The sequence below is a fragment of the Lacinutrix sp. Hel_I_90 genome, assembly GCF_000934685.1.
Classification (GTDB): Bacteria; Bacteroidota; Bacteroidia; order Flavobacteriales; family Flavobacteriaceae; genus Lacinutrix.
The window spans coordinates 2,903,154-2,925,460 of the sequence record NZ_JYNQ01000001.1 but is presented as its reverse complement, the minus strand read 5'-3'; the positions used below and the strand labels follow the sequence as shown (position 1 = coordinate 2,925,460).

At 36.7% G+C, this 22,307-nt stretch carries 14 protein-coding genes; 3 read left to right on the top strand and 11 right to left on the bottom strand.

Translation table 11 applies throughout. From position 1 onward, the window contains the following. The 10 genes from argC to gltB form a co-directional block, all read right to left on the bottom strand. Positions 1-981: an N-acetyl-gamma-glutamyl-phosphate reductase gene (argC, locus tag GQ46_RS12865; RefSeq protein ID WP_044402720.1), complete on the bottom strand. Its 981-nt coding sequence runs from the start codon at positions 979-981 to the stop codon at positions 1-3. After that, entirely contained in the window at positions 978-2,165 is a 1,188-nt protein-coding gene (locus tag GQ46_RS12860; protein WP_044402717.1) for an argininosuccinate synthase, read from the bottom strand. Before GQ46_RS12860 ends, argC begins: the two co-directional genes overlap by 4 nt. Further along, complete coding sequence (locus tag GQ46_RS12855; RefSeq protein ID WP_044402714.1) at positions 2,162-2,785, bottom strand: GNAT family N-acetyltransferase; 624 nt, start codon at positions 2,783-2,785, stop codon at positions 2,162-2,164. The genes GQ46_RS12860 and GQ46_RS12855 overlap by 4 nt, the downstream gene beginning before the upstream one ends. A gap of 475 nt (positions 2,786-3,260) precedes the next feature. Then, a complete protein-coding gene (ilvA, locus tag GQ46_RS12850) occupies positions 3,261-4,523 on the bottom strand; it encodes a threonine ammonia-lyase IlvA (protein ID WP_044402711.1) in 1,263 nt (420 codons plus the stop codon). Positions 4,524-4,641: 118 nt separating this feature from the next. Next, the gene (gene ilvC / locus GQ46_RS12845; protein ID WP_044402708.1) at positions 4,642-6,147 is read right to left on the bottom strand and encodes a ketol-acid reductoisomerase; all 1,506 of its coding nucleotides are present in this window, start codon (positions 6,145-6,147) and stop codon (positions 4,642-4,644) included. 11 nt (positions 6,148-6,158) lie between these two features. Next, the gene (gene ilvN, locus GQ46_RS12840; protein WP_044405051.1) at positions 6,159-6,689 is read right to left on the bottom strand and encodes an acetolactate synthase small subunit; all 531 of its coding nucleotides are present in this window, start codon (positions 6,687-6,689) and stop codon (positions 6,159-6,161) included. Positions 6,690-6,777: 88 nt separating this feature from the next. After that, a complete protein-coding gene (gene ilvB, locus GQ46_RS12835) occupies positions 6,778-8,511 on the bottom strand; it encodes a biosynthetic-type acetolactate synthase large subunit (RefSeq protein ID WP_044402704.1) in 1,734 nt (577 codons plus the stop codon). Positions 8,512-8,581: 70 nt separating this feature from the next. Continuing rightward, positions 8,582-10,258, bottom strand: coding sequence for a dihydroxy-acid dehydratase (ilvD, locus tag GQ46_RS12830; RefSeq protein ID WP_044402701.1), 1,677 nt, complete (start codon positions 10,256-10,258; stop codon positions 8,582-8,584). 263 nt (positions 10,259-10,521) lie between these two features. Beyond that, positions 10,522-11,988, bottom strand: coding sequence for a glutamate synthase subunit beta (locus GQ46_RS12825; RefSeq protein ID WP_044402699.1), 1,467 nt, complete (start codon positions 11,986-11,988; stop codon positions 10,522-10,524). Positions 11,989-11,992: 4 nt separating this feature from the next. After that, entirely contained in the window at positions 11,993-16,498 is a 4,506-nt protein-coding gene (gene gltB, locus GQ46_RS12820; RefSeq protein WP_044405048.1) for a glutamate synthase large subunit, read from the bottom strand. Between the two features lie 440 nt (positions 16,499-16,938). Here gltB and GQ46_RS12815 point away from each other — a divergent pair, with 440 nt between their 5' ends. The 3 genes from GQ46_RS12815 to GQ46_RS12805 are packed head-to-tail and all read left to right on the top strand — an operon-like array spanning position 16,939 to position 19,551. Beyond that, entirely contained in the window at positions 16,939-17,925 is a 987-nt protein-coding gene (locus GQ46_RS12815) for an outer membrane beta-barrel protein (RefSeq protein ID WP_044402696.1), read from the top strand. A gap of 29 nt (positions 17,926-17,954) precedes the next feature. Beyond that, on the top strand, positions 17,955-18,293 hold the full coding sequence (locus GQ46_RS12810) for a P-II family nitrogen regulator (RefSeq protein WP_044402693.1): 339 nt from the start codon (positions 17,955-17,957) through the stop codon (positions 18,291-18,293). 22 nt (positions 18,294-18,315) lie between these two features. Continuing rightward, a complete protein-coding gene (locus GQ46_RS12805) occupies positions 18,316-19,551 on the top strand; it encodes an ammonium transporter (RefSeq protein WP_044402690.1) in 1,236 nt (411 codons plus the stop codon). 138 nt (positions 19,552-19,689) lie between these two features. Here the strand turns inward: GQ46_RS12805 and GQ46_RS12800 are convergent, their stop codons facing one another. Continuing rightward, complete coding sequence (locus GQ46_RS12800; RefSeq protein ID WP_044402687.1) at positions 19,690-22,269, bottom strand: phosphoenolpyruvate carboxylase; 2,580 nt, start codon at positions 22,267-22,269, stop codon at positions 19,690-19,692. Between the last annotated feature and the right edge of the window lie 38 nt (positions 22,270-22,307).

Here is a 22,307-nt window from a genome sequence, read left to right as displayed (position 1 = left end):
TTAAAAATAATTTGCTTTAAGCTGTAACCCTTCGGTTTCTTCAAATCCAAACATTAAGTTCATGTTTTGAACCGCTTGACCTGAAGCGCCTTTTAATAAATTATCGATAATACTTGTGATGATTAATTTGTTATTGTGCTTCTGTAAATAAAGAATGCATTTATTCGTGTTTACCACTTGCTTTAAATGAATAACGTCATCTGAAACAAACGTAAAAGCGGCCGCTTTATAATAGTTTTTATAGACTGTTTTTGCTTCTTCTAGACTACCGTCAAATTTTGTATAAACGGATGCGAAAATACCTCTTGAAAAATCACCTCGATTGGGAATGAAATTGATCTCAGAAGAGAAATCATTTTGCAATGCTTTTACAGATTGATAGATCTCATCTAAATGTTGATGGTTAAACACTTTGTAAGAAGAAAAATTATTATCGCGCCATGCAAAATGAGTGGTTTCAGACAATGCTGTTCCTGCACCCGTAGCTCCAGTTACTGCATTAACATGGAGGTCATTAGATAATAACCCGGAATTTGCTAAGGGCAGAATCGCTAACTGAATGGCGGTTGCAAAACAACCGGGATTAGCAATGTATTTGGCTTTTGAAATCGCTTCTTTTTGTAATTCTGGTAATCCGTAAACAAAGGTTTTTCTGTTAAATACTTTCGTTTTATCTAGTCTAAAATCATGACTCAAATCAATGATTTTTGTTTTTGCTTCAAACGTATATTGCTCTAAAAAGGCCGTAGAATTCCCATGCCCTAAACACAGAAACAACACCTCTATTTCAGGATTGATTTTACCGGTAAATTCTAAATCTGTAGCGCCCAACAAATCCTGATGTACTTTACTTATTTTATTTCCAGCATTAGAGGTACTAAACACAAAATTGATAGTGGTTTTTTTATGATTCAACAACAGCCTAATTAATTCACCAGCAGTATAGCCTGCGCCTCCAATAATACCAACTTCTAGTTTCATAATTCTGAATTTACTTGGTGATAAATCATATTCTGATTGCCTACAATTTTAATGAATCCTTTAGCTTCATCTGCGGTCCAGCCTTTGTTCATTTCTCCATAACTTCCAAATTTTGCATTCATTAAATCGTGGTCTGATACAATGCCATCTAAAGAAAAATGATACGGTTTTAATGTGACTATAACTGTTCCAGAAACCTGCTCCTGACTACTTTGTAAAAAAGCCTCAATATTTCGCATCACGGGATCTAAATATTGACCTTCGTGCAAATGCATGCCATAAAAACTAGACAAATATTCTTTGTGTTGTAATTGCCATTTGGTAAGCGTGTGTTTTTCTAATAAATGATGTGCTTTTATCGTTATTAAAGCTGCAGCAGCTTCAAAACCAACACGCCCTTTAATTCCTACAATAGTGTCTCCTACGTGAATATCTCTACCAATAGCATAAGCAGAGGCAATCGCATTTAATAATTCGATATTTTTTTCTGGAGTCTGTTCTATACCATTAAAAGCAACAAATTCTCCTTTCTTAAACCTTAGTTTTACTTTCTCTTGCTTATTCTTTGTTAATTGCGAAGGATATGCGGCTTCTGGTAGTGGTTTTTCTGAAGTCAAGGTCTCTTCTCCACCAACACTGGTTCCCCAAAGGCCTTTATTGAAAGAGTATTTTGCTTTATCCCAGGACATATCGATATTATTTGCTTTTAAATAATCGATTTCTTCCTGTCTTGATAATTTGTTATCTCTAATAGGTGTGATGATTTCAATGTCTGGAGCCAAGGTTTGAAAAATCATATCAAAACGAACCTGGTCATTTCCTGCACCTGTGCTTCCATGTGCAATACAATCTGCTTGGATACTTTTTGCATATTCAATAATTTCAATGGCTTGAATAATGCGCTCTGCGCTCACAGATAAAGGATAACTGTTATTTTTAAGCACATTACCAAAAATCAAATACTTTATCACTTTGTTATAATATGAAGCAACAGCATCTCTGTTTTTATAAGTTGTTACACCCATTTTATAAGCGTTAGATGCTATGCTTTTTAGTTCCTCCGAACTAAACCCGCCGGTATTGACGCTTAGAGCATGTACTTCGTACCCTGCTTTTGATAAACTAACTGCACAATATGAGGTATCTAACCCGCCACTATATGCTAAAACTAATGTCTTGCTCATTTTTTTTCTTTTTTTAAAAACATAGATTGTTTTATATTTCTTAATCTTGTCCACACTTTCTTATCGTAATCATGATTATGTGTTTTAGATTTTTCGATTTTATTTGGGTCGTAAAGCATTCCTGTGCACAGGCACATTTTTTGCTCGGTACGCTGTAATACATCATAGTTTTTACAGGTTTGACAACCATTCCAAAAGGTTTGATCTGTTGTCAATTCTGAAAAGGTGACTGGCTTATACCCCAATTCACTATTCATTTTCATGACGGCTAAACCTGTTGTAATACTGAATATCTTGGCCTCGGGAAATTTAGCTCGAGAATGCTCAAAAACTTTTGCTTTTATCTGTTTTGCCAGTCCTAGATTTCTATAATCTGGATGAACAATTAAACCAGAATTGGCAACGAATTTACCATGACTCCAGGCTTCTATGTAACAAAAACCGGCAAATGCATCTCCTTCTAAAGCGATAACAGCATTGCCATTTTCCATTTTAGTAATGATATATTCTGGTTTGCGCTTTGCAATACCAGTACCCCTAACCTGGGCAGCTTCTGCAATAGTTTCACAAATAATAGCTGCGTAAATACTATGCGATTTATTAGCAATAACAATTTCCATTGTAATTGATTTTGAATTAAAGAATGTGATAATTTATAGTTTTGAAAAGCAGAACCGGACGCACCTAAGTTCTATAAATAGAAGTACACCCTACGGGCGGCGACGGAAAAGTGGACGCAAGTAACTTTTGTTATTATATCTAATAACTAAATTCTGGAAGTATACTATGTGTTGTGAAAGATTCAATGTTAAATATAAAAATAGAAGTTAACTAAATGGCTTGAAGTTATAAGCATTAGCGACGTCGTCTGCGCGCTGGCAAACTTATGGGTCTTTCTATTCTCTTTTTATTGTTTTGACTTAACATAGGTTAAAAGTAAAAATTAATTTGATACAGCGGTTTATAAATTAGACTTATTTAATTATTTTTATCAAATTAATAGTGTAAAGTGCTGAAATTCAGAATAACACATTATAACACTGGCTTTATCTGTGAATAAAAACCTTTGGAATGGTTCTCTTGCTATTAAGCAGATTAGATTAAAAACTGAAACAACTCAGGCTTATCATTCAGGTAATCGCCATAAAAATTATTAAGCTTCATTTTAGTAATTAATGGTTCTAAATGTGCCGGCGATTTTAATTCTAAACCAACAACTGCAACATCATTTTCGCGATTGACTTTTTTGGTATATTCAAAGTGCGTAATATCATCTGTTGGTCCTAAAATATCAACTACAAATTCACGTAAAGCGCCAGCACGTTGTGGAAATTTTATAATAAAATAGTGTTTTAAATTCGCATAAAGCAATGCGCGTTCTTTTATTTCGGCCGTTCTGGTAATGTCATTATTACTTCCACTAACAATACACACCACGTTTTTACCTTTTATTTCTTCAGCATAAAAATCTAATGCCGCAATACTTAAAGCGCCTGCAGGCTCCACAACAATAGCATCTTTATTATATAAATCTAAAATAGTCTGACACACTTTACCTTCAGGTACCGTAATCATATCGGCTAAATACTCTTTACAAATCGCGAAATTTAAATCGCCAACACGCTGCACTGCCGCACCGTCTACAAATTTCTCAATGTATTTTAATTCGGTGTTTTTATTATTGCGAATTGAAGTGGTCATCGAAGGCGCACCTTCTGGCTCAACACCAATAACCTTGGTATGGGGTGATCTATTTTTGAAAATAGTAGACAACCCAGAGGATAGACCTCCGCCACCAACAGCAACAAATAGGTAATCAATTGGTAAATTGGTTTGATTTAATATTTCTAAGCCAACGGTTGCCTGCCCTTCAATCACTTTTTTGTCATTAAAAGGATGAATAAACGTTTTGTTTAATCGTTCGCATTCTATCATAGCCACGTGATACGAGTCATCGTAAGTATCTCCTTCTAAAATGATATTTATATAGTCTTCTCCAAACATTTTCACCTGCTCTATCTTTTGATTAGGTGTTGGCGCAGGCATATAAATAGTGCCTTGTATTTTTAATAATTTACAAGATAGCGCCACCCCTTGCGCGTGATTTCCAGCACTTGAGCATACAATTCCGTTTTCTATTTCGGTTGCTGTTAGTGAGGCCATTTTATTGTATGCGCCGCGAATTTTGTAAGAACGTACCACTTGTAAATCTTCGCGTTTAAAGAACACATTACAATCAAAGGCTTTCGAATACTGAAGGTTTTTAGTCAAAGGAGTAATTGAAGCGACCCCTTTTAATTTTTTGGCGGCAGCTTCAATGGCTTCTTGTGTTGGGAAATATGTGGTTTGAACTTCCATGAATTCCTGTGTCGGCAGGAATCTCATCCTGACTTTTTATAGTGTTGTTTTTTATTGACTTCTAGATACAATCCTCTTGCGCGGAATCACTCGACGTGACGTGACGCTCACTTAATAGTTATGCGAGCACTGAATCTTCAGTCTTTACCGCTTCTGATCTTATAATTTTCATTGCTGTCATTGCAGCTCTTAAGCGTTTTCCTACGGCTTCAATGGGGTGATTTCTAATCGCATCATTCACTGCAATTAACGCTATATTGTCCACAGCATTTGAACTTGAAAAGGGCTTACCAATAACATCTGTTTTCACCGTTTTCATAAAATTGTTTAATAAGGGTTTACAGGCATGATCGAATAAATAACAACCGTATTCTGCGGTGTCAGAAATAACTCTGTTCATTTCAAACAATTTCTTTCTGGCAATGGTATTTGCTATTAAGGGTAATTCGTGAAGAGATTCATAATAGGCAGAATCTTCTATAATTCCAGCACTTACCATGGTTTCGAACGCTAATTCTACTCCAGATTTAACAAAAGCAACTAACAATACCCCATGATCAAAATATTCTTGTTCCGAAATGTGTTTGGTTGTTAAAGGTGTTTTTTCAAAAGCAGTTTCGCCAGTTGCCGCTCTCCATTTTAATAAGTTTTCATCATCATTAGCCCAATCTTCCATCATTGTTTTTGAGAAATGACCAGAAATAATATCGTCCATATGCTTTTCAAACAAGGGTCTCATGATACCTTTTAATGCTTCAGACAATTCAAATGCTTTTATTTTTGCCGGATTAGATAATCGATCCATCATATTCGTGATTCCCCCATGCTTTAACGCTTCGGTTATTGTTTCCCAACCAAACTGAATTAGTTTTGCGGCATAACCTGATTCAATACCCTCTGCCACCATTTTATCGAAAGACAAAATCGCTCCAGTCTGCAATAAACCACACAAAATGGTTTGCTCTCCCATTAAATCACTTTTCACCTCCGCAATAAAAGACGATTCTAAAACACCTGCCTTATGGCCGCCAGTGGCTACTGCATAAGCCTTAGCTTGTGTCCAACCTTTATTTTCCGGATCATTTTCAGGATGTACCGCAATTAATGTAGGCACTCCAAAACCACGTTTGTATTCTTCGCGCACTTCAGTACCAGGACATTTAGGCGCTACCATAATTACGGTAATGTCTTTACGTATTTGCGCCCCTTCTTCAACAATATTAAAGCCGTGTGAGTAAGACAAGGTTGCGCCTTTTTTCATTAAAGGCATGACTGTTTTAACAACATCTGTATGTTGTTTATCTGGCGTTAAATTTAAAACCAAATCTGCTGCTGGAATTAAGTCTTCGTAAGTCCCAACATTAAAATCATTATCTGTTGCATTTATATAAGACGCTCTTTTCTCCTCTATTGCTTTTTGGCGTAGCGCATAAGAAATATTTAATCCAGAATCTCTCATGTTTAATCCTTGGTTTAAACCTTGTGCACCACAACCTACAATAACGATTTTTTTATCTTTTAATGCCTTTACGCCCTCTTCAAATTCTGAAGCGTCCATAAAACGACATTTTCCTAATTGTTCTAATTGATTTCTTAATGGTAATGTGTTAAAGTAATTTGCCATTTTTGATGTATTTAGTAGTTAAATGCTTCCAGCATTTTTGAAATTTCCATGGGTTCCTTTGTAACTGAAATACGCCCAGATCTTGTAAACTGAAGGATTCCAAAAGGTTTTAATTCTCTATATAACAATTCAATTTCTTCTCGTCTTCCTGACTTTTCAAGCACGAAAAAATTTTTGTTTACTGTAACTATTCTTGCATTGCTGTCTTTAATTATATTTTGAATCTGAGGCTCGTTGAATAGTAGTTCAGATTTAATTTTAAATATGCAAGATTCCTGATAAATGGTTTCTTCATCGGTATGATAGTAGGCTTTTATAACCTCCACTTGCTTTTCTATCTGCCCAATGATTTTTTTCATGTGTTCTTCGGAAAGATTGACAACGATAGTAAATCTTGACACCCCTTCTATTTCTGAAACCGAAGAATTAATACTCTCTATATTAATATGTCTACGCTGAAAAATAGCCGAAATACGATTGAGTAATCCGATATTATTTTCTGTATACACTGAAATGGTATATTGTTGTTCTTCCTGACTCATTTTTATTAATCTTTTAGCCTTTACTTTTTTCCTTTCTCTTTTGTCAACCTTACCAGAAGGTCTTTTAGCAGGTAACACCTTGCAGGCGTTATTCTAACCTAATATCTGAAACACTTGCTCCCGAAGGAATCATAGGGAATACATTAGCTTCTTTTTCTACTTTAACCTCTAAGAAATACGCCGCTTTCGATTCCATCATTTCCTTAACAGCATCCGCCAAATCTTCTCTTTTAGATACTTTTTTTGCTTCAATAGCATAACCCTTTGCAATGGCTACAAAATCTGGATTTTGGATTTCAGTAGATGCATAGCGTTTATCAAAAAAAAGCTGTTGCCATTGGCGCACCATGCCTAAGAAATCATTGTTTAAAACCACAATTTTAACGGGTACTTTAGTCTGAAAAATAGTTCCCAATTCCTGAATGGTCATCTGGTAACCTCCATCACCAATAATAGCGACAACCTCTCGGTCTGGAGCTGCCATTTTTGCACCAATTGCCGCTGGTAAAGCAAAACCCATAGTCCCTAAACCACCAGAAGTAATGTTGCTTTTGGTTTGATTAAACTCTGCATAACGGCATGCAATCATTTGATGTTGCCCCACATCACTCACTATGGCTGCTTGTCCCTTACTCTGTTTGTTTATTTCTTTTAAAACCTCTCCCATAGTCAAGCCTTCCTTGGTTGGGTACAAGTCATCGTTAATGACTTTCTCTACTTCAATTTTTAATAAATCTTTGAATTTTTGATGCCAATCGGCGTGTGAATTTTTATTTAATAAAGGAAGCATAGCTGCTAAACTTTCTTTAGCATTTCCTAAAACAGCCACATCCGTTTTTACATTTTTGTCGACCTCTGCCGGATCAATTTCAAAATGTATAATTTTTGCTTGCTTAGCATAGGTGTTTAAACTTCCCGTAACACGATCGTCAAAACGCATGCCTATTGCTATTAAAACATCACATTGATTCGTTAACATATTTGGTGCATAATTACCGTGCATTCCTACCATACCCACATTTAAGGGATGGCTAGTCGCAATGGCCGAAGCACCTAAAATGGTCCATGCAGCGGGTATCCCTGCTTTTTCTATCACCGCTTTAAATTCGGCTTCAGCTTCAGCTAAAATCACGCCTTGTCCCCAAACAACTAATGGTTGTTTGGCTTCGTTAATTAATTTTGCCGCTTGTATTAATGATTCTGGATCTGTTTCAGGCACTGGAATATAACTGCGTACGCCTTTGCATTTTTCATAAGCAAAATCAAATTCCTCAAACTGAGCATCTTTAGTAATATCTACTAATACCGGGCCTGGTCTTCCACTTTTAGCAATATAAAAGGCTTTTGCAATAGCTTCAGGAATTTGAGAGGCTTTAGTTACCTGGCAATTCCACTTCGTTACTGGTGTAGAAATACCTACGATATCTGTTTCCTGAAAGGCATCACTTCCTAATAAATTTGAGGCCACTTGACCTGTAATGCAAACCATTGGTGTAGAATCAATTTGCGCATCTGCAATGCCTGTAATTAAATTGGTTGCTCCAGGACCAGAAGTCGCCATGGCCACGCCAACTTTGCCAGAAATTCTAGCATAGCCTTGTGCGGCGTGTGTTGCTCCTTGTTCATGACGCACCAAGACGTGATGAATGTGATCTTGAAATTTATATAATTCATCATAAACTGGCATGATTGCGCCTCCTGGATAACCATAAAGAATATCAACTCCTTCAGCCATTAAACATCTTACGACTGCCTCACTACCAGTGATTCGGATTGTCTTTTTTGTATCTGAAGAATTTATTTTCACTGTTTCTGTATTCATATTTAATCTTGTTAGGATTATATTTTATTCTGAGATGCTTTCACTTATACTAGCACTCATTTTCTTTTGTTTAGAATTCATCGGTCACGCAGCCTTTAGAAGCCGATGAAACGGTTTTAGCATATTTGTATAAGACACCCCGTTTAAATTTTAACGCTGGTGCTGTCCATTGCGCTTTTCTTTTCTTTAATTCTGCTTCTGAAACCTCTAGAATAATAGAATTTGTTTCGGCATCAATAGTGATGATATCTCCATTTTTAACTAAAGCAATAGCACCACCTTCCTGTGCTTCTGGTGTGATATGCCCAACAACAAACCCATGTGTCCCACCAGAAAACCGTCCATCTGTTATTAAAGCAACCTCTTTACCTAAACCCGCCCCCATAATAGCTGCCGTTGGCTTTAACATTTCTGGCATGCCAGGACCTCCTTTTGGACCTTCGTAGCGAATAACAATAACATCTCCCTTTTCTACTTTTCCATCTCTAATGCCATCATTTGCATCATATTCTCCCTCAAACACTTTTGCTTTCCCTGAAAATTTTAAACCTTCTTTTCCTGTGATTTTAGCAACACTTCCGTCTTCCGCCAAGTTGCCATATAACATACGTAGGTGTCCAGAAATTTTAATTGGATTTTCGATAGGTTTGATAACGTCTTGACCTTCCGTTAAATCGGGAACATCCAATAAATTTTCAGCAATGGTCTTCCCTGTGACTGTTAAACAATCGCCATGAATCAATCCTTTCTTTAGTAAATATTTTAATACAGCAGGAATCCCTCCTACGGCATGCACATCTTCCATAAGGTATTTCCCACTAGGTTTTAAATCGGCTAAAAATGGCGTGGTATCACTTATTTTTTGAAAATCTTTGAGTGTAAAATCGATATCTGCTGCTCTGGCAATTGCTAAAAAATGCAATACTGCATTGGTAGAACCTCCTAAAATAGTCACCAACCGTATGGCATTTTCTAGTGATTTTCGAGTAATAACATCTGAAGGTTTAATATCTTTTTCGAGAAGCAATCGCATCGCTTCACCTGCTTTTACAGACTCTTTCTTTTTTGCATCACTTAGTGCTGGATTTGAAGAATTAAAAGGCAAGGTCATGCCCAAGGCTTCGATTGCAGAAGCCATTGTATTTGCAGTATACATACCACCACAAGCGCCAGCTCCCGGACAGGCTTTTTCAACGATGTTTTGATATTCATTTTCGGACATGGTGCCAGCAACTTTACTTCCCCAAGCTTCAAATGCAGATACAACATCTAATTTTTTACCATTATGACAGCCAGAATCGATAGTCCCGCCATAGACCAAAATTGAAGGACGGTTTAAACGTATCATTGCGATTAAAGCACCGGGCATATTTTTATCACAACCCACCACCGTAATTAAACCATCATAACTCATGGCCTGAACTACTGTTTCCATTGAATCTGCAATAATATCACGAGATGGTAATGAGTAACGCATGCCTGGAGTCCCCATAGAAATACCATCGCTTACGCCAATAGTATTAAAAATTAGTCCGACAATATCTTCATTTTTAGTGCCCTCTTTAGTTAATTTCGCTAAGTCATTTAGGTGCATATTACATGGGTTTCCTTCGTAACCTGTACTTGCAATACCTATGATTGGCTTGTAAAAATCTGCTTTTGTTAATCCAATCGCATGTAACATAGCTTGTGCAGCTGGTTGCGTAGGATCTTGAGTAACTGTTTTACTGTACTTATTTAATTCCATTTATGAATTTTCTGCTTTGTTCTTCGAAATTAAAAGTTTTATAGCCTTTTATTGTTTTAACACCTTACACACTCTTAAACTCAAAGCGCGTGTTAACTATTTAATTTACTGATTTTCAATTAATTATATTTAATTTAATGGTACAGTCAAGACCCCTTCTTTTTTGAATAAAATGACCTTTAAAATTAAAATCCACTAATTAGTCTTTCATTTTTAGAAAGGTAAATTAGTGGATTTCGCTATGTATCAATACTCATAAAACGCTACACTCTCGGCAGGTCACCTTCTCCTTTTAGTGGTAAATTAGAATGGCCCATTAAATATTTATCGACATGATGTGCTGCTTGACGTCCTTCTGAAATTGCCCAAACAATTAAGGATTGGCCGCGACGCATATCTCCAGCAGTAAAAATACCAGGCACATTTGTAGCATAGTCTTTTTCGGTTGCTTTAATATTGGTTCTAAAATCCATTTCGATCCCAAATTGTTCAGCTAAGGTTTTTTCTGAACCTGTAAAACCTAGTGCTAAAAGCACTAAATCGCAGTCCCACATTTTTTCTGTACCTGGAACTTCTTTTAATTCTGGCCGTTCTCCTTTTTTAAAAATCCATTCTACCTCAACTGTTTTTAAGCCTATTAAATCTCCATTTTTATTGCCCAAAAACTCTTTAGTAGAAATACTAAAAAAACGTTCTACACCTTCTTTATGCGACGAGCTCGTTCTTAACCTCATCGGCCAATAAGGCCAAGGCTGATGTGCTGGTCGCCCTTTAGAAGGCTTGCTTAAAATCTCGAAATTGGTAACCGATTTTGCGCCTTGACGATTTGAAGTTCCTATACAATCTGAACCTGTATCTCCCCCACCAATGACAATCACGTTTTTGTCTGTTGCTAAAATGTCTTCTTTAAAACCAGTAATGCCATCTACACGCTGGTTGTTTTGCTTTAAAAAATCCATAGCTTGTACTACGCCTTTTAAATGCGCCCCTTTTATAGGAATACCTCTTCTAACCGTTGCTCCGCCGCACAAGGCGATAGCATCAAAGTCACTTTTTAAAGTTTCAACGCTTGTATTTTTACCAACATGAGCGTCGGTTTTAAATTCAATTCCCTCTTCTACCAGGACCCTTACTCTTCGCGCTATAATCTCTTTTTCAAGTTTAAAATCTGGAATACCATAGCGTAATAATCCACCAACTTTAGCATCTCTTTCAAAAACAGTTACTAAATGTCCTGCGCGATTTAACTGCTGTGCCGCCGCTAATCCCGAAGGTCCAGAACCTACAACCGCGACTTTTTTTCCCGTTCTTACTTTTGGTGGTTTCGCAATAATCCAACCTTCTTTAAAAGCCGTTTCAACTATGTTTTTTTCGATGTTCTCTATCGCTACTGGATCTTCGTTAATACCTAAGACACAAGATTCTTCACAAGGGGCTGGGCACAAACGTCCAGTAAATTCTGGAAAATTATTAGTTGCATGCAATACTTTTGCCGCTTCTTTCCAACGTCCTTTATAAACATGATCGTTAAAATCAGGAATGAGGTTGCCGAGCGGACAGCCGCTTTGGCAAAACGGAACACCACAATCCATACATCTTGCACCTTGATCTTTAAGTGCTTTTTCTTTCATTGGAATTGTAAATTCCTTGTAGTTTTTCAGTCGGTTTTCAACGGTATCATAAGCTTCAACCTGTCTTTCAATTTCTAAAAATCCTGTTATCTTTCCCATCGTCTTAGGCTTTAATATTTTGTTCCTCTTCTAATCGCTTTAAGGCTTGCTTGTATTCTTCAGGCAAAACCTTGATGAATTTTGGCAATTCTTTTTCCCAATTTTCTAAAATACGCTGTGCCTGAGAACTTAAGGTTGCATTGTAATGGTTTTCAACTAATGCTTTTAATTCTAAAACATCTTTGGTTTCGGTAACTGGATCTAAGTTTAATCCCTCCTTATTACAATGCTTCTCAAACGTATTTTTTGTATCGTACACGTAGGCAACACCACCACTCATTCCTGCTCCAAAATTACGTCCTACTTCGCCTAAAATGACCGCAATTCCTCCGGTCATGTACTCACAACCGTGATCTCCAATACCCTCAACCACAGCTAATGCACCAGAGTTTCTTACACAAAACCGCTCACCCGCCTTTCCGTTTATATACGCCTCTCCAGACGTTGCACCATACAAGGCTACATTCCCGATAATGACATTATCTTCTGGAACAATGGTAGCTTCATCTGGTACTTTTACTGCTACTTTAGCTCCAGACAAGCCTTTTCCTAAGTAATCATTTGCATTCCCATTAATCACGAGATTCAGACCTTTTGTCGCAAATGCAGCAAAACTTTGCCCTGCAGAACCTGTGAAGTTGATTTTTAAAGTATTATCAGGCAAACCTTGAGCGCCATAAATTTTAGAAATCTCGTTACTAATAATCGCACCAAATGCACGATCCATATTATTGATTTTAGCATCAATCACTGTTCTCTCCTTGCGGAATAAAGCGGGATGTGCTTGTTTGATGATTTTAAAATCTAAGGCTTTTTCTAAATTGTGATCCTGCTTTTCCGTATTGTATAATTTGGTGCCTTCTGAAACGGCAACTTTATGTAAAATTGGAGATAAATCTAAACCGTTAGACTTATAGAAATCAATCGTTTTATTTCGGTTTAATTTTTGTGCCTGACCAACCATTTCATTAACCGTTCTAAATCCAAGTTGTGCCATTATTTCTCTTAATTCTTGTGCTACGAAATACATGAAGTTAACCACATGCTCGGGTTTTCCATTGAATTTTTTACGCAGTTCTGGGTTTTGGGTGGCAATACCTACGGGACAGGTATTTAGGTGACACACCCGCATCATAATACAACCCGAAGCGACTAATGGCGCTGTGGCAAAACCAAATTCCTCAGCACCTAATAGACAGGCGATGGCAACATCACGCCCCGTTTTTAGTTGTCCGTCACACTCCAAAACCACACGGTTTCTTAAATTATTCATAACCAACGTTTGCTGTGCTTCCGCCAACCCCAACTCCCACGGCAAACCTGCATGTTTTAAAGAGGTTAGTGGTGAAGCTCCTGTACCACCATCGTGACCAGAAATTAAAATAACATCGCCTTTTGCTTTAGCAACACCAGCAGCTACTGTACCAATGCCTACTTCGGAAACGAGCTTCACATTAATTCTAGCAGCTCTATTTGCTGATTTTAAATCGTATATCAATTGTGATAAATCTTCAATAGAATAAATATCGTGATGTGGTGGTGGCGAAATTAAACCAACATAAGGTGTGGAATTTCTGGTTTTTGCGATATCTGGATTTACTTTAGGACCAGGTAACTGACCACCTTCACCAGGTTTAGCACCTTGCGCCATTTTTATTTGAATCTCAGAAGCATTCGTCAAATAATTTGACGTAACACCAAATCGCCCTGAGGCTACTTGTTTGATTGCCGAGTTTTTCCAATCGCCATTTGGATCCTTATAAAAACGTTCTTCATCCTCACCGCCTTCACCAGAGTTACTCTTTCCTCCAATACGATTCATCGCAATTGCTAAATTCTCGTGCGCCTCTTTACTAATAGACCCATAAGACATGGCGCCTGTTTTAAAACGCTTTACGATTGCCGTCCAAGGCTCAACTTCTTCTATAGGAATTGGATCAAAATTGGTAAACTCAAACAAGCCACGAATGGTCATTAATTGTTTGGTCTGTTCGTTTATTAAATTGGAATATTCTTTATATGAACTGTGTTTATTACTCCTAACAGATTCTTGCAATTTTGAAATGCTTAAGGGATTAAATAAGTGTTTTTCTCCATCTCGCCTCCATTTGTATTGTCCGCCAAAATCTAAACTTAAATCAGCTTCCACCACTTCTGTTTTATAGGCTCTTTTATGGCGTTTATAGATTTCTTTTTCGATTTCACGCAAACCAATACCTTGAATTCTGGTCACTGTATTTGGGAAATAATCATTAACAACTTTTGTGTTTAATCCAATACATTCGAACAACTGCGAACCTCTGTAAGAATTTAATGTAGAAATTCCGATTTTGTTCATCACTTTAAGGATTCCCATGCCAACAGCTTTGTTGTAATTTTTAATAGCCGTTAAATAACTTAAGTCTTCAATATCTTTAGCCTGTACTTGATCATAAACAATTTCGTTTACGATATAGGGATTAATGGCACTAGCACCATAACCAAACAGTAATGCAAAATGATGTACTTCACGTGGCTCTGCAGACTCGATAATCAAACTAACTTTAGCACGCTTGCCTATTTTGTATAACTCGTGATTCACATACGAACAGGCTAAGAGCGCTGGAATTGGCGCAAGGTTTTTACTCACCCCTCGATCGGACAAAATGATAATATTTCCACCTTCATCTATAGCTTTAGACGCTTGCTTTACTAAATGCTCAAGTGCACTTTCTAATTCGTTTAACCCCTTATCGACTTCATATAAAATAGGAATTGTGGTTACGACGAAGTCTGGATTAGATTTGTAATTTTTTATCTTATCTAAATCGTGTTTTGAAATCACAGGATTTTGAATTTTCAATTTCCTACACTGGTCTTCGTTTATTTTAAATAGGTTCGTATCACTTCCTAAAGTCAAACTAATATCTGTAATTAATTGTTCACGAATACCGTCTAGAGGCGGATTAGTCACTTGCGCAAATAATTGCTTGAAATAATTATAAATGAGCTGCGGCCGCTCTGACAAAATCGCAATTGGCGTATCATTACCCATCGATCCGATAGGTTCTTTTCCCAATTGCGCCATAGGCTGAATAAGGACACGTAAATCTTCTTCGGTATAGCCAAATACCACTTGACGCGTTAGTAAATCGTCTTCTTTATGCTTAATCTCTCCTTTTTTTGCTGGAATATCACGAAGATGCACCAAGTTTTTATCTAACCATTCTTTATAAGGCTGTTTAGACACAATAGCCTCTTTAATTTCCTCATCATTAATAATTCGACCCTGATTCATGTCTACTAAAAACATCTTTCCAGGTTCTAATCGGCCGTGTTTTTCAATGTTTTTGGGATCAATTTCTATAACTCCTGTTTCTGAAGACATAATAACAAAACCATCTTTCGTAACCGAGTATCTTGATGGGCGTAATCCATTTCGGTCCAAAACGGCACCTATATAATTGCCGTCTGTAAAAGGAATTGAAGCCGGACCATCCCATGGCTCCATAATACACGAATTATACTCGTAGAATGCACGTTTAGCTTCAGACATATCTGGGTTTTTTTCCCAAGCTTCAGGCACCAAAATCATCATCACTTCTGGGAGCGATCGCCCAGTCATTAATAACAACTCGACCACCATATCCATTTGAGCAGAATCTGATTTTCCTGGCAATATAACTGGAAAAATACTTTTTATGTCTTCACCAAACCAGTCACTCTCCATTAACTCCTGACGTGAAAGCGTGCGTGACACATTTCCGCGGAGTGTATTAATTTCTCCATTATGACACATGTATCTAAAGGGTTGTGCTAAATCCCAAGTTGGAAAAGTATTGGTTGAAAAACGCTGATGCACCAAAGCCAATCGGGTTACTAAAGAAGGATCTTGTAAGTCTGTATAATACAGTTTAATATCTTCAGGAATCAAAAGCCCTTTAAAAATGATGATTTTTGTAGATAAACTAGGCACGTAAAAGCGAGCGCTTTCAGATAGTTTTGAATTATATATGTGATGTTCAGCTTGTTTTCTAGCCGTAAATAATTTTAAATTGAAGGTGAAATCTGTTTGTTCTTTATCAGACTTACCAATAAATAGTTGTTTTATAAACGGTTCTGTTTCTGCTGCAATTTCACCAATAACCAAGGAATCTACTGGCACATTTCTCCAACCCAAAATTTCTAACCCCTGACCTACGATATAAGACTCAAATTTTTCGATGCAATACTTCCGTTGATTCTCCCGCTTTGGCAAAAACACATTACTAACAGCATACGCTCCAAATTGAGGTAAATTAAAATCACAGTTTTTTACAAAAAACTCATGCGGAATATCTATTAAAATACCTGCGCCATCCCCTGTTTTGCCGTCGCTACTTACCGCACCACGATGCTCTAACTTTTCTAAAATTTCGAGTGCTTTATGAATGATATTATTAGACTTATTTCCTTTTAGACTGCATATAAATCCTGCACCACAATTATCGTGTTCAAATTCTGGTAAATACAAGCCTTGTTTTTTAAGCATAATGTTGAAATTTAAGAGATTATTTCTTGTCAGATTATCACTAATGTATAATGAAGAAATTGAACAAAAAAATATAAGATTCATTATTCCGAAATCAAAAATTTCAAGCCTTATAAACAACAATCCTTCAATTTAATCTTTATTAAATTGACAAATTTCTAACCCCCATTTAAACTGCAAGTCTTAAATACCTGAATTTAATTCAAAAATAACAGCAAATAGGTTCATAAAATTTATTGAAAATCAAATTTAACTAAGAATATTTCAATTTAAGCATTATGAAAATCTTAACATTTATACGTTTAAAATATTATACCCTATTTTTTTTAGGGTTAAAAATCTCATAATCGTAAAAATGAGTTTTATACCCTATAATTTTATGGGTTGTAAATACTTTTTGCATAGTTTTGATTTGCAAATCAATAAAAAACCAGCTTTATATGAAACCATTAAATTACATTCTAATTTTATTCTTGTCAACCAGTTTATTTGCTCAAGAAACAGCACCAGAACCTACAGAGAAAAAATTTAGTTTTGAAGGCAGTGTGGACGTCTATTATAGAGCCAATATTACTGCCCCAAATGACACCAATCAAATTGCACCCGGAACGTCTTTTGCCGACACCGCTGGGTTTTCTCTAGGCATGGGAAATCTCATTGCTTCCTACGAAAAGGGTAAGGTAGGCGCTGTTGCAGATCTAGTCTTTGGTCCCCGAGGAGAAGCAGCCAGTGCGACTGTATTGAATCAACTCTATGCTTTTTGGAATGTGAGTGAATCTACAAAGATAACCTTTGGTAAATTCAATACGTTTTTAGGCTACGAAGTCATCTCTCCTGTAGGGAATTTTAACTACAGCACCTCTTACCTGTTTTCTAATGGGCCTTTTTCGCATACGGGCGTTAAAGCTGATTTTTCATTATCAGAAGACCTTAGCTTAATGTTAGGTGTTTTTAACCAAACGGATGTCACAGAATTCAATCCAGACGGAAGCTATGCGGTTGGTGCACAAATGGGTTATTCAGGTCAGTATTTAAATCTTTTATACGATAAAGCTGGCTTAGGTTACGAAGTGGATTATACTGGTGGCTTTGATGCTACAGAAGATTTCTTTATTGGAATTAATGCTGCTTATACAGATAATGAAGGTGACGGTTTTTATGGCGCGGCACTTTACCCACAATACACTTTAAATAACGCTTTTGCTATAGGCTTACGTGGCGAATATTTTGCGACACAAAGCGATTTAGTGAGCGATGACCCCAGCGTTTTAGCAATCACTCTAACAGGAAGTTATAGTGTTGAAGATTTAATTATTAAACCAGAATTACGCTTAGACAATGGTTCAGAAGACATTTTTATAGACACCGATTTAATGCCTACAAAAAGCTTGGCCTCGTTTGTAATGGCAGCGATCTATAAATTTTAACTAACAACAAATTACTAAACACGTTTTTTATGAAAAAAGTAGAAGCAATTATTAGAAAATCTAAATTTTCTATAGTAAAAACAGCACTACATGAAGTAGGCATAAACTTTTTCTCTTACTGGGATGTTACTGGTCTTGGCAACGAAAAAACAGGACATGTATATAGAGGAGTCTCATACAGCACCAGCGATATCGAGCGTCGCTATTTATCAATTATTGTAAATGATGATTTTGAAGACATTGTTATAAAAACCATTATGGAATCTGCTAAAACAGGAGACGTTGGCGATGGTAAAATTTTTGTATCTGACATTAAAGAAGTCTACAGAATTAGAACTGGCGAAAAGGGCGGAGAAACTTTAAAATAAACTAACTCATTAATAAATTATTATGGAATTATTAACTATAAATAATGTATGGATGATGATCTGTACAGCACTTGTTTTCTTTATGCACTTAGGATTCTCTTTCCTAGAAATTGGTCTAACAAGACAAAAGAATACAATAAATATTTTATTTAAAAACACATTTATCATTTGCGTTGGTTTACTACTCTATTGTCTGGTAGGCTTTAATTTAATGTACCCTGGTTTTGCCGAAGGTTCGTCTGGAATATTTGGGTTCGCAGGTTTTGGATTAGACTCGCCGCAAGCCGCAGAAGGTGGATTAGACTTGGCTTATAATGAAGGCTACACCTATTGGACAGACTTCTTATTCCAAGGCATGTTTGCCGCTACAGCAGCTACTATTGTTTCTGGAGCAGTAGCTGAACGTGTAAAAATAGGACCGTTCATGATTTTTACTATTATTTATGTTGGCGTGGTATACCCAATTGCAGGTTCTTGGAAATGGGGCGCAGGTTGGTTAGACCAATTAGGGTTTTACGATTTTGCCGGATCTACGCTAGTACATTCTGTAGGTGGCTGGGCGGCTTTAGTGGCCGTATGGTTACTTGGCTCGCGTATTGGAAAATTCAAAGAAGGTAAATCGTTTGCTATTTTAGGACATAATATTCCCTTAGCCACCGCGGGTGTTCTCATTTTATGGCTAGGTTGGTTTGGCTTTAATGGTGGCTCTGTATTATCTGCAGACCCAGCATTAACGTCGCTAACCCTAGTAACAACTTCTTTAGCCGCTGCCGCCGGTGGTGTTAGCGCATTTATTATCTCAACTTTAGCGCATAAAAATTATGATTTAACCATGTTTTTAAATGGTATTTTAGGCGGCCTTGTTGGCATTACTGCTGGTGCGGATCAAATGTCACCAACAGATGCTATTCTAATAGGCCTTATTGCTGGTGGTATTATTGTAGCCGCTGTAGCCTTAATTGATAAATTGCGTTTAGATGATCCTGTAGGAGCCATAGCCGTACATTTAATTTGTGGTATTTGGGGAACCTTAGCTGTAGGTCTTTTTGGAAAAATGGCTGGTACAACTCAATTTTTACACCAATTAACTGGCGTAGGCGCTTATGCCGTATTCTGTATTACCACCTCTTTTATTATATTATTCATACTTAAGAAAACAGTAGGTATTCGCGTTAGTGAAAAAGAAGAATTAGAAGGCCTTGATGCTCATGAACATGGAATGGATGCCTATCCAGACTTTAGATTGAATGAACGTTAAGAACATGTTGTTTAGTTAGCAGAAACCTCGAAGTATTAAATAAGCTTCGAGGTTTTTTTATGATGACCATATTTTAAACAAGAAATAGTTATGATTCAAGAAGTACTGCCTCATAACCTTCTCACAAAAACACTAAAGTTATGCCGAATTACGGCTCGCATTAATATTACCAAACAAAGAGCGTGTGACCAGCTTCTCAAACACAGCAATACGGGCTGCATCACGCACCTCAGCTTTTTCTAATTCCTGAATCTGCTTTAATGCAAATTGCTGAATGGTTAATAAAGGCAACACAATAGACTCACGAACACTAATAGACGCCTTTCCTGTAGGCTCCTCTTCCATCAACTCTTGATAATCTGTTAGCTTTAAAATGAGACGCTTAGTCGTATTATATTCTGAATAAATCACATTCCAAAACGCGCCATATTCTTCATCTTCACTCATGTATTTCGTTAAATCAAAAAAGGACTTAGAGAGAGACATCATACTATTCTCTATTAGCGTCTTAAAAAAACTTGAGGTTTTAAATAACTGCTTTACTTTTTCAAACTCTCCCACATCTTCATAATACTTCAACGCCGTACCCACACCAAAAAACCCAGGAACATTTTGTTTTAATTGACTCCAAGACCCTACAAACGGAATCGCTCTTAAATCTTCAAAAACCAAACCTTCAGCCTTTCCTCTTTTCGAAGGGCGACTACCAATATTAGTTTTTGCGTAATATTTTAAAGTACTCATATGTTCTAAATACGGAATAAATTTTGGATGATTTTTAAAGTCTACATAGGCTTCATAACTCAACTTAGCCAAATTATCCATAACCACTCTGTTTTCTGGAATCATACGTAAATCGGAATCACTTAAGCTATTATGAATACCTGAACTAATCAATTGCTCTAAGTTATATTGTGAAGAATCCAATGTCCCAAAGTTGGAGCTAATGGTTTGTCCTTGAATGGTTAGCTGCACTTCTTTGTCTTCAATTGTTGGACCAAGCGAGGCATAGAAATTATGCGTTTTTCCACCACCTCTTGCTGGTGGTCCGCCACGACCATCAAAGAAAATAACAGTGATATCATATTTTCTTGAGATTGCCGTAAGACGCTCTTTTGCTTTATAAATCGCCCAATTCGCCATTAAATACCCCCCATCTTTTGTGCCATCGCTAAAACCAAGCATGATGGTTTGTTTGTTTCCCCGTTTCTTTAAATGCGCTGCGTATTGTGGATTTGTATACAAGTCTTCCATAACTTTATGCGATACTTCTAGATCTTTTATTGTTTCAAAAAGTGGCCCAATATCTACTGTTAAATCGTCTTGAAATGCCACTAATTTTAACATGGCAAACAACTGCATGACATTCAATGTGGTTTGATTGTTACTAATGATGTACCGGTTTGCTGCACGCTCACCATTAGACTGCTGAATGGTTTTTATAGCCTCCATAGTACGTAAAGCCTTGAGTGTTTCTTCATCTTTAATTAACGACAAATCTACTTTTCCTTTTACTTTTGAAAGCAGCTGTACCTGCTCCTGCTCTGAAAGGGCGTTATAATTTTTTGGGAAAATAGTGCTTCCGCTCTCAATCATAACATTTACCATGTCTGTAAACACTTTAGCATGCGCCCTGCTATCTTGACGAATATCGAGTGTAGAAAAATGAAATCCAAAAAGATGTATTTTATTAATTATGCTTGTTATTTCTGAAACATAAAGCGATTGGTGCTTCTCTATAATGAGTTCTTTTATCGACTTTAATTCCTGAGCAAAAGACTCTAGGCTTAAGTCTGAGCTCTCATGAAGCACAATCTTGTAAAGTTCTTTTTCAAGAAAAACTACGCGCTCCTCCACACCTTGAAACGTTAATTTTCGACTTAACTTTCTAATATCTCTATAGTAGTTTTTTATAATCGTTTCTCGCAATCTAGCTGCCACTTTCAGGGTGATTTCTGGTGTCACAAAGGGATTTCCATCTCTATCTCCACCTGGCCAGAACCCCACATTTATAATATCGTTAGCAATAGACTTCCCCTCAAAAATATTTTGCTGAATGTAATCGTAAATCTTTCCGAAGGATTGATAAAACACATTTTCTAAGTACCATATTAAACTTACCGCTTCATCATAAGGCGTTGGTTTTTCGTGCTTAAAAAATGGTGTTTTTCCCAGTTGCGCCAACAAATCATTTATTCGAAGTAAATCGTTATCCTTTAACGCTTCTGTTAAATCGGTGATAATGCCTAAAACGGCACCAGGATAGAATTGCGTAGGATGTGCGGTAAGTACGATTCGGACTTTAAATTCTTCTAAATACTCACGCAATTTATCTAATTTCCCTTCGGCAGACGCGCTTTCTTTTAAACTACGCAGTGTACCAATACCATCCATATTATTTACAATCGGAAAAGCAGCATCTTCAATAGCATCAAACAAAACTACTTGACGTTCAATATATTGAATAAAGCGGAATAATAAATTAATTTGACTTTCATCACCACGTCTCGCTTGGTATTTCTTAAAGAAACTAGCTACAATTGCCGTAGGGTTATCTCCGTTCTCAAAACCTTTTTTACAAGTTTCATGAAATAGCGGCAAAAGCACACCAGTTTTTGAAATAGTATCAAAAGGCAGGGTCATGAAAATACCATTATAAATTTGATATTTTGACAAAACATTTTGATTAAAACGCGTTAATTTTGGCTGTAATGGCATAATTTCTTTTTAGTTTAACCGATAGATAAAGTTACTAA

What these genes read in the sequence shown, in the direction of transcription:
- argC (WP_044402720.1), bottom strand. Translation starts at nt 981, where the DNA reads ATGAAACTAGAAGTTGGTATTATTGGAGGCGCAGGCTATACTGCTGGT.
- GQ46_RS12860 (WP_044402717.1), bottom strand. Translation starts at nt 2,165, where the DNA reads ATGAGCAAGACATTAGTTTTAGCATATAGTGGCGGGTTAGATACCTCA.
- GQ46_RS12855 (WP_044402714.1), bottom strand. Translation starts at nt 2,785, where the DNA reads ATGGAAATTGTTATTGCTAATAAATCGCATAGTATTTACGCAGCTATT.
- ilvA (WP_044402711.1), bottom strand. Translation starts at nt 4,523, where the DNA reads ATGGAAGTTCAAACCACATATTTCCCAACACAAGAAGCCATTGAAGCT.
- ilvC (WP_044402708.1), bottom strand. Translation starts at nt 6,147, where the DNA reads ATGGCAAATTACTTTAACACATTACCATTAAGAAATCAATTAGAACAA.
- ilvN (WP_044405051.1), bottom strand. Translation starts at nt 6,689, where the DNA reads ATGAGTCAGGAAGAACAACAATATACCATTTCAGTGTATACAGAAAAT.
- ilvB (WP_044402704.1), bottom strand. Translation starts at nt 8,511, where the DNA reads ATGAATACAGAAACAGTGAAAATAAATTCTTCAGATACAAAAAAGACA.
- ilvD (WP_044402701.1), bottom strand. Translation starts at nt 10,258, where the DNA reads ATGGAATTAAATAAGTACAGTAAAACAGTTACTCAAGATCCTACGCAA.
- GQ46_RS12825 (WP_044402699.1), bottom strand. Translation starts at nt 11,988, where the DNA reads ATGGGAAAGATAACAGGATTTTTAGAAATTGAAAGACAGGTTGAAGCT.
- gltB (WP_044405048.1), bottom strand. Translation starts at nt 16,498, where the DNA reads ATGCTTAAAAAACAAGGCTTGTATTTACCAGAATTTGAACACGATAAT.
- GQ46_RS12815 (WP_044402696.1), top strand. Translation starts at nt 16,939, where the DNA reads ATGAAACCATTAAATTACATTCTAATTTTATTCTTGTCAACCAGTTTA.
- GQ46_RS12810 (WP_044402693.1), top strand. Translation starts at nt 17,955, where the DNA reads ATGAAAAAAGTAGAAGCAATTATTAGAAAATCTAAATTTTCTATAGTA.
- GQ46_RS12805 (WP_044402690.1), top strand. Translation starts at nt 18,316, where the DNA reads ATGGAATTATTAACTATAAATAATGTATGGATGATGATCTGTACAGCA.
- GQ46_RS12800 (WP_044402687.1), bottom strand. Translation starts at nt 22,269, where the DNA reads ATGCCATTACAGCCAAAATTAACGCGTTTTAATCAAAATGTTTTGTCA.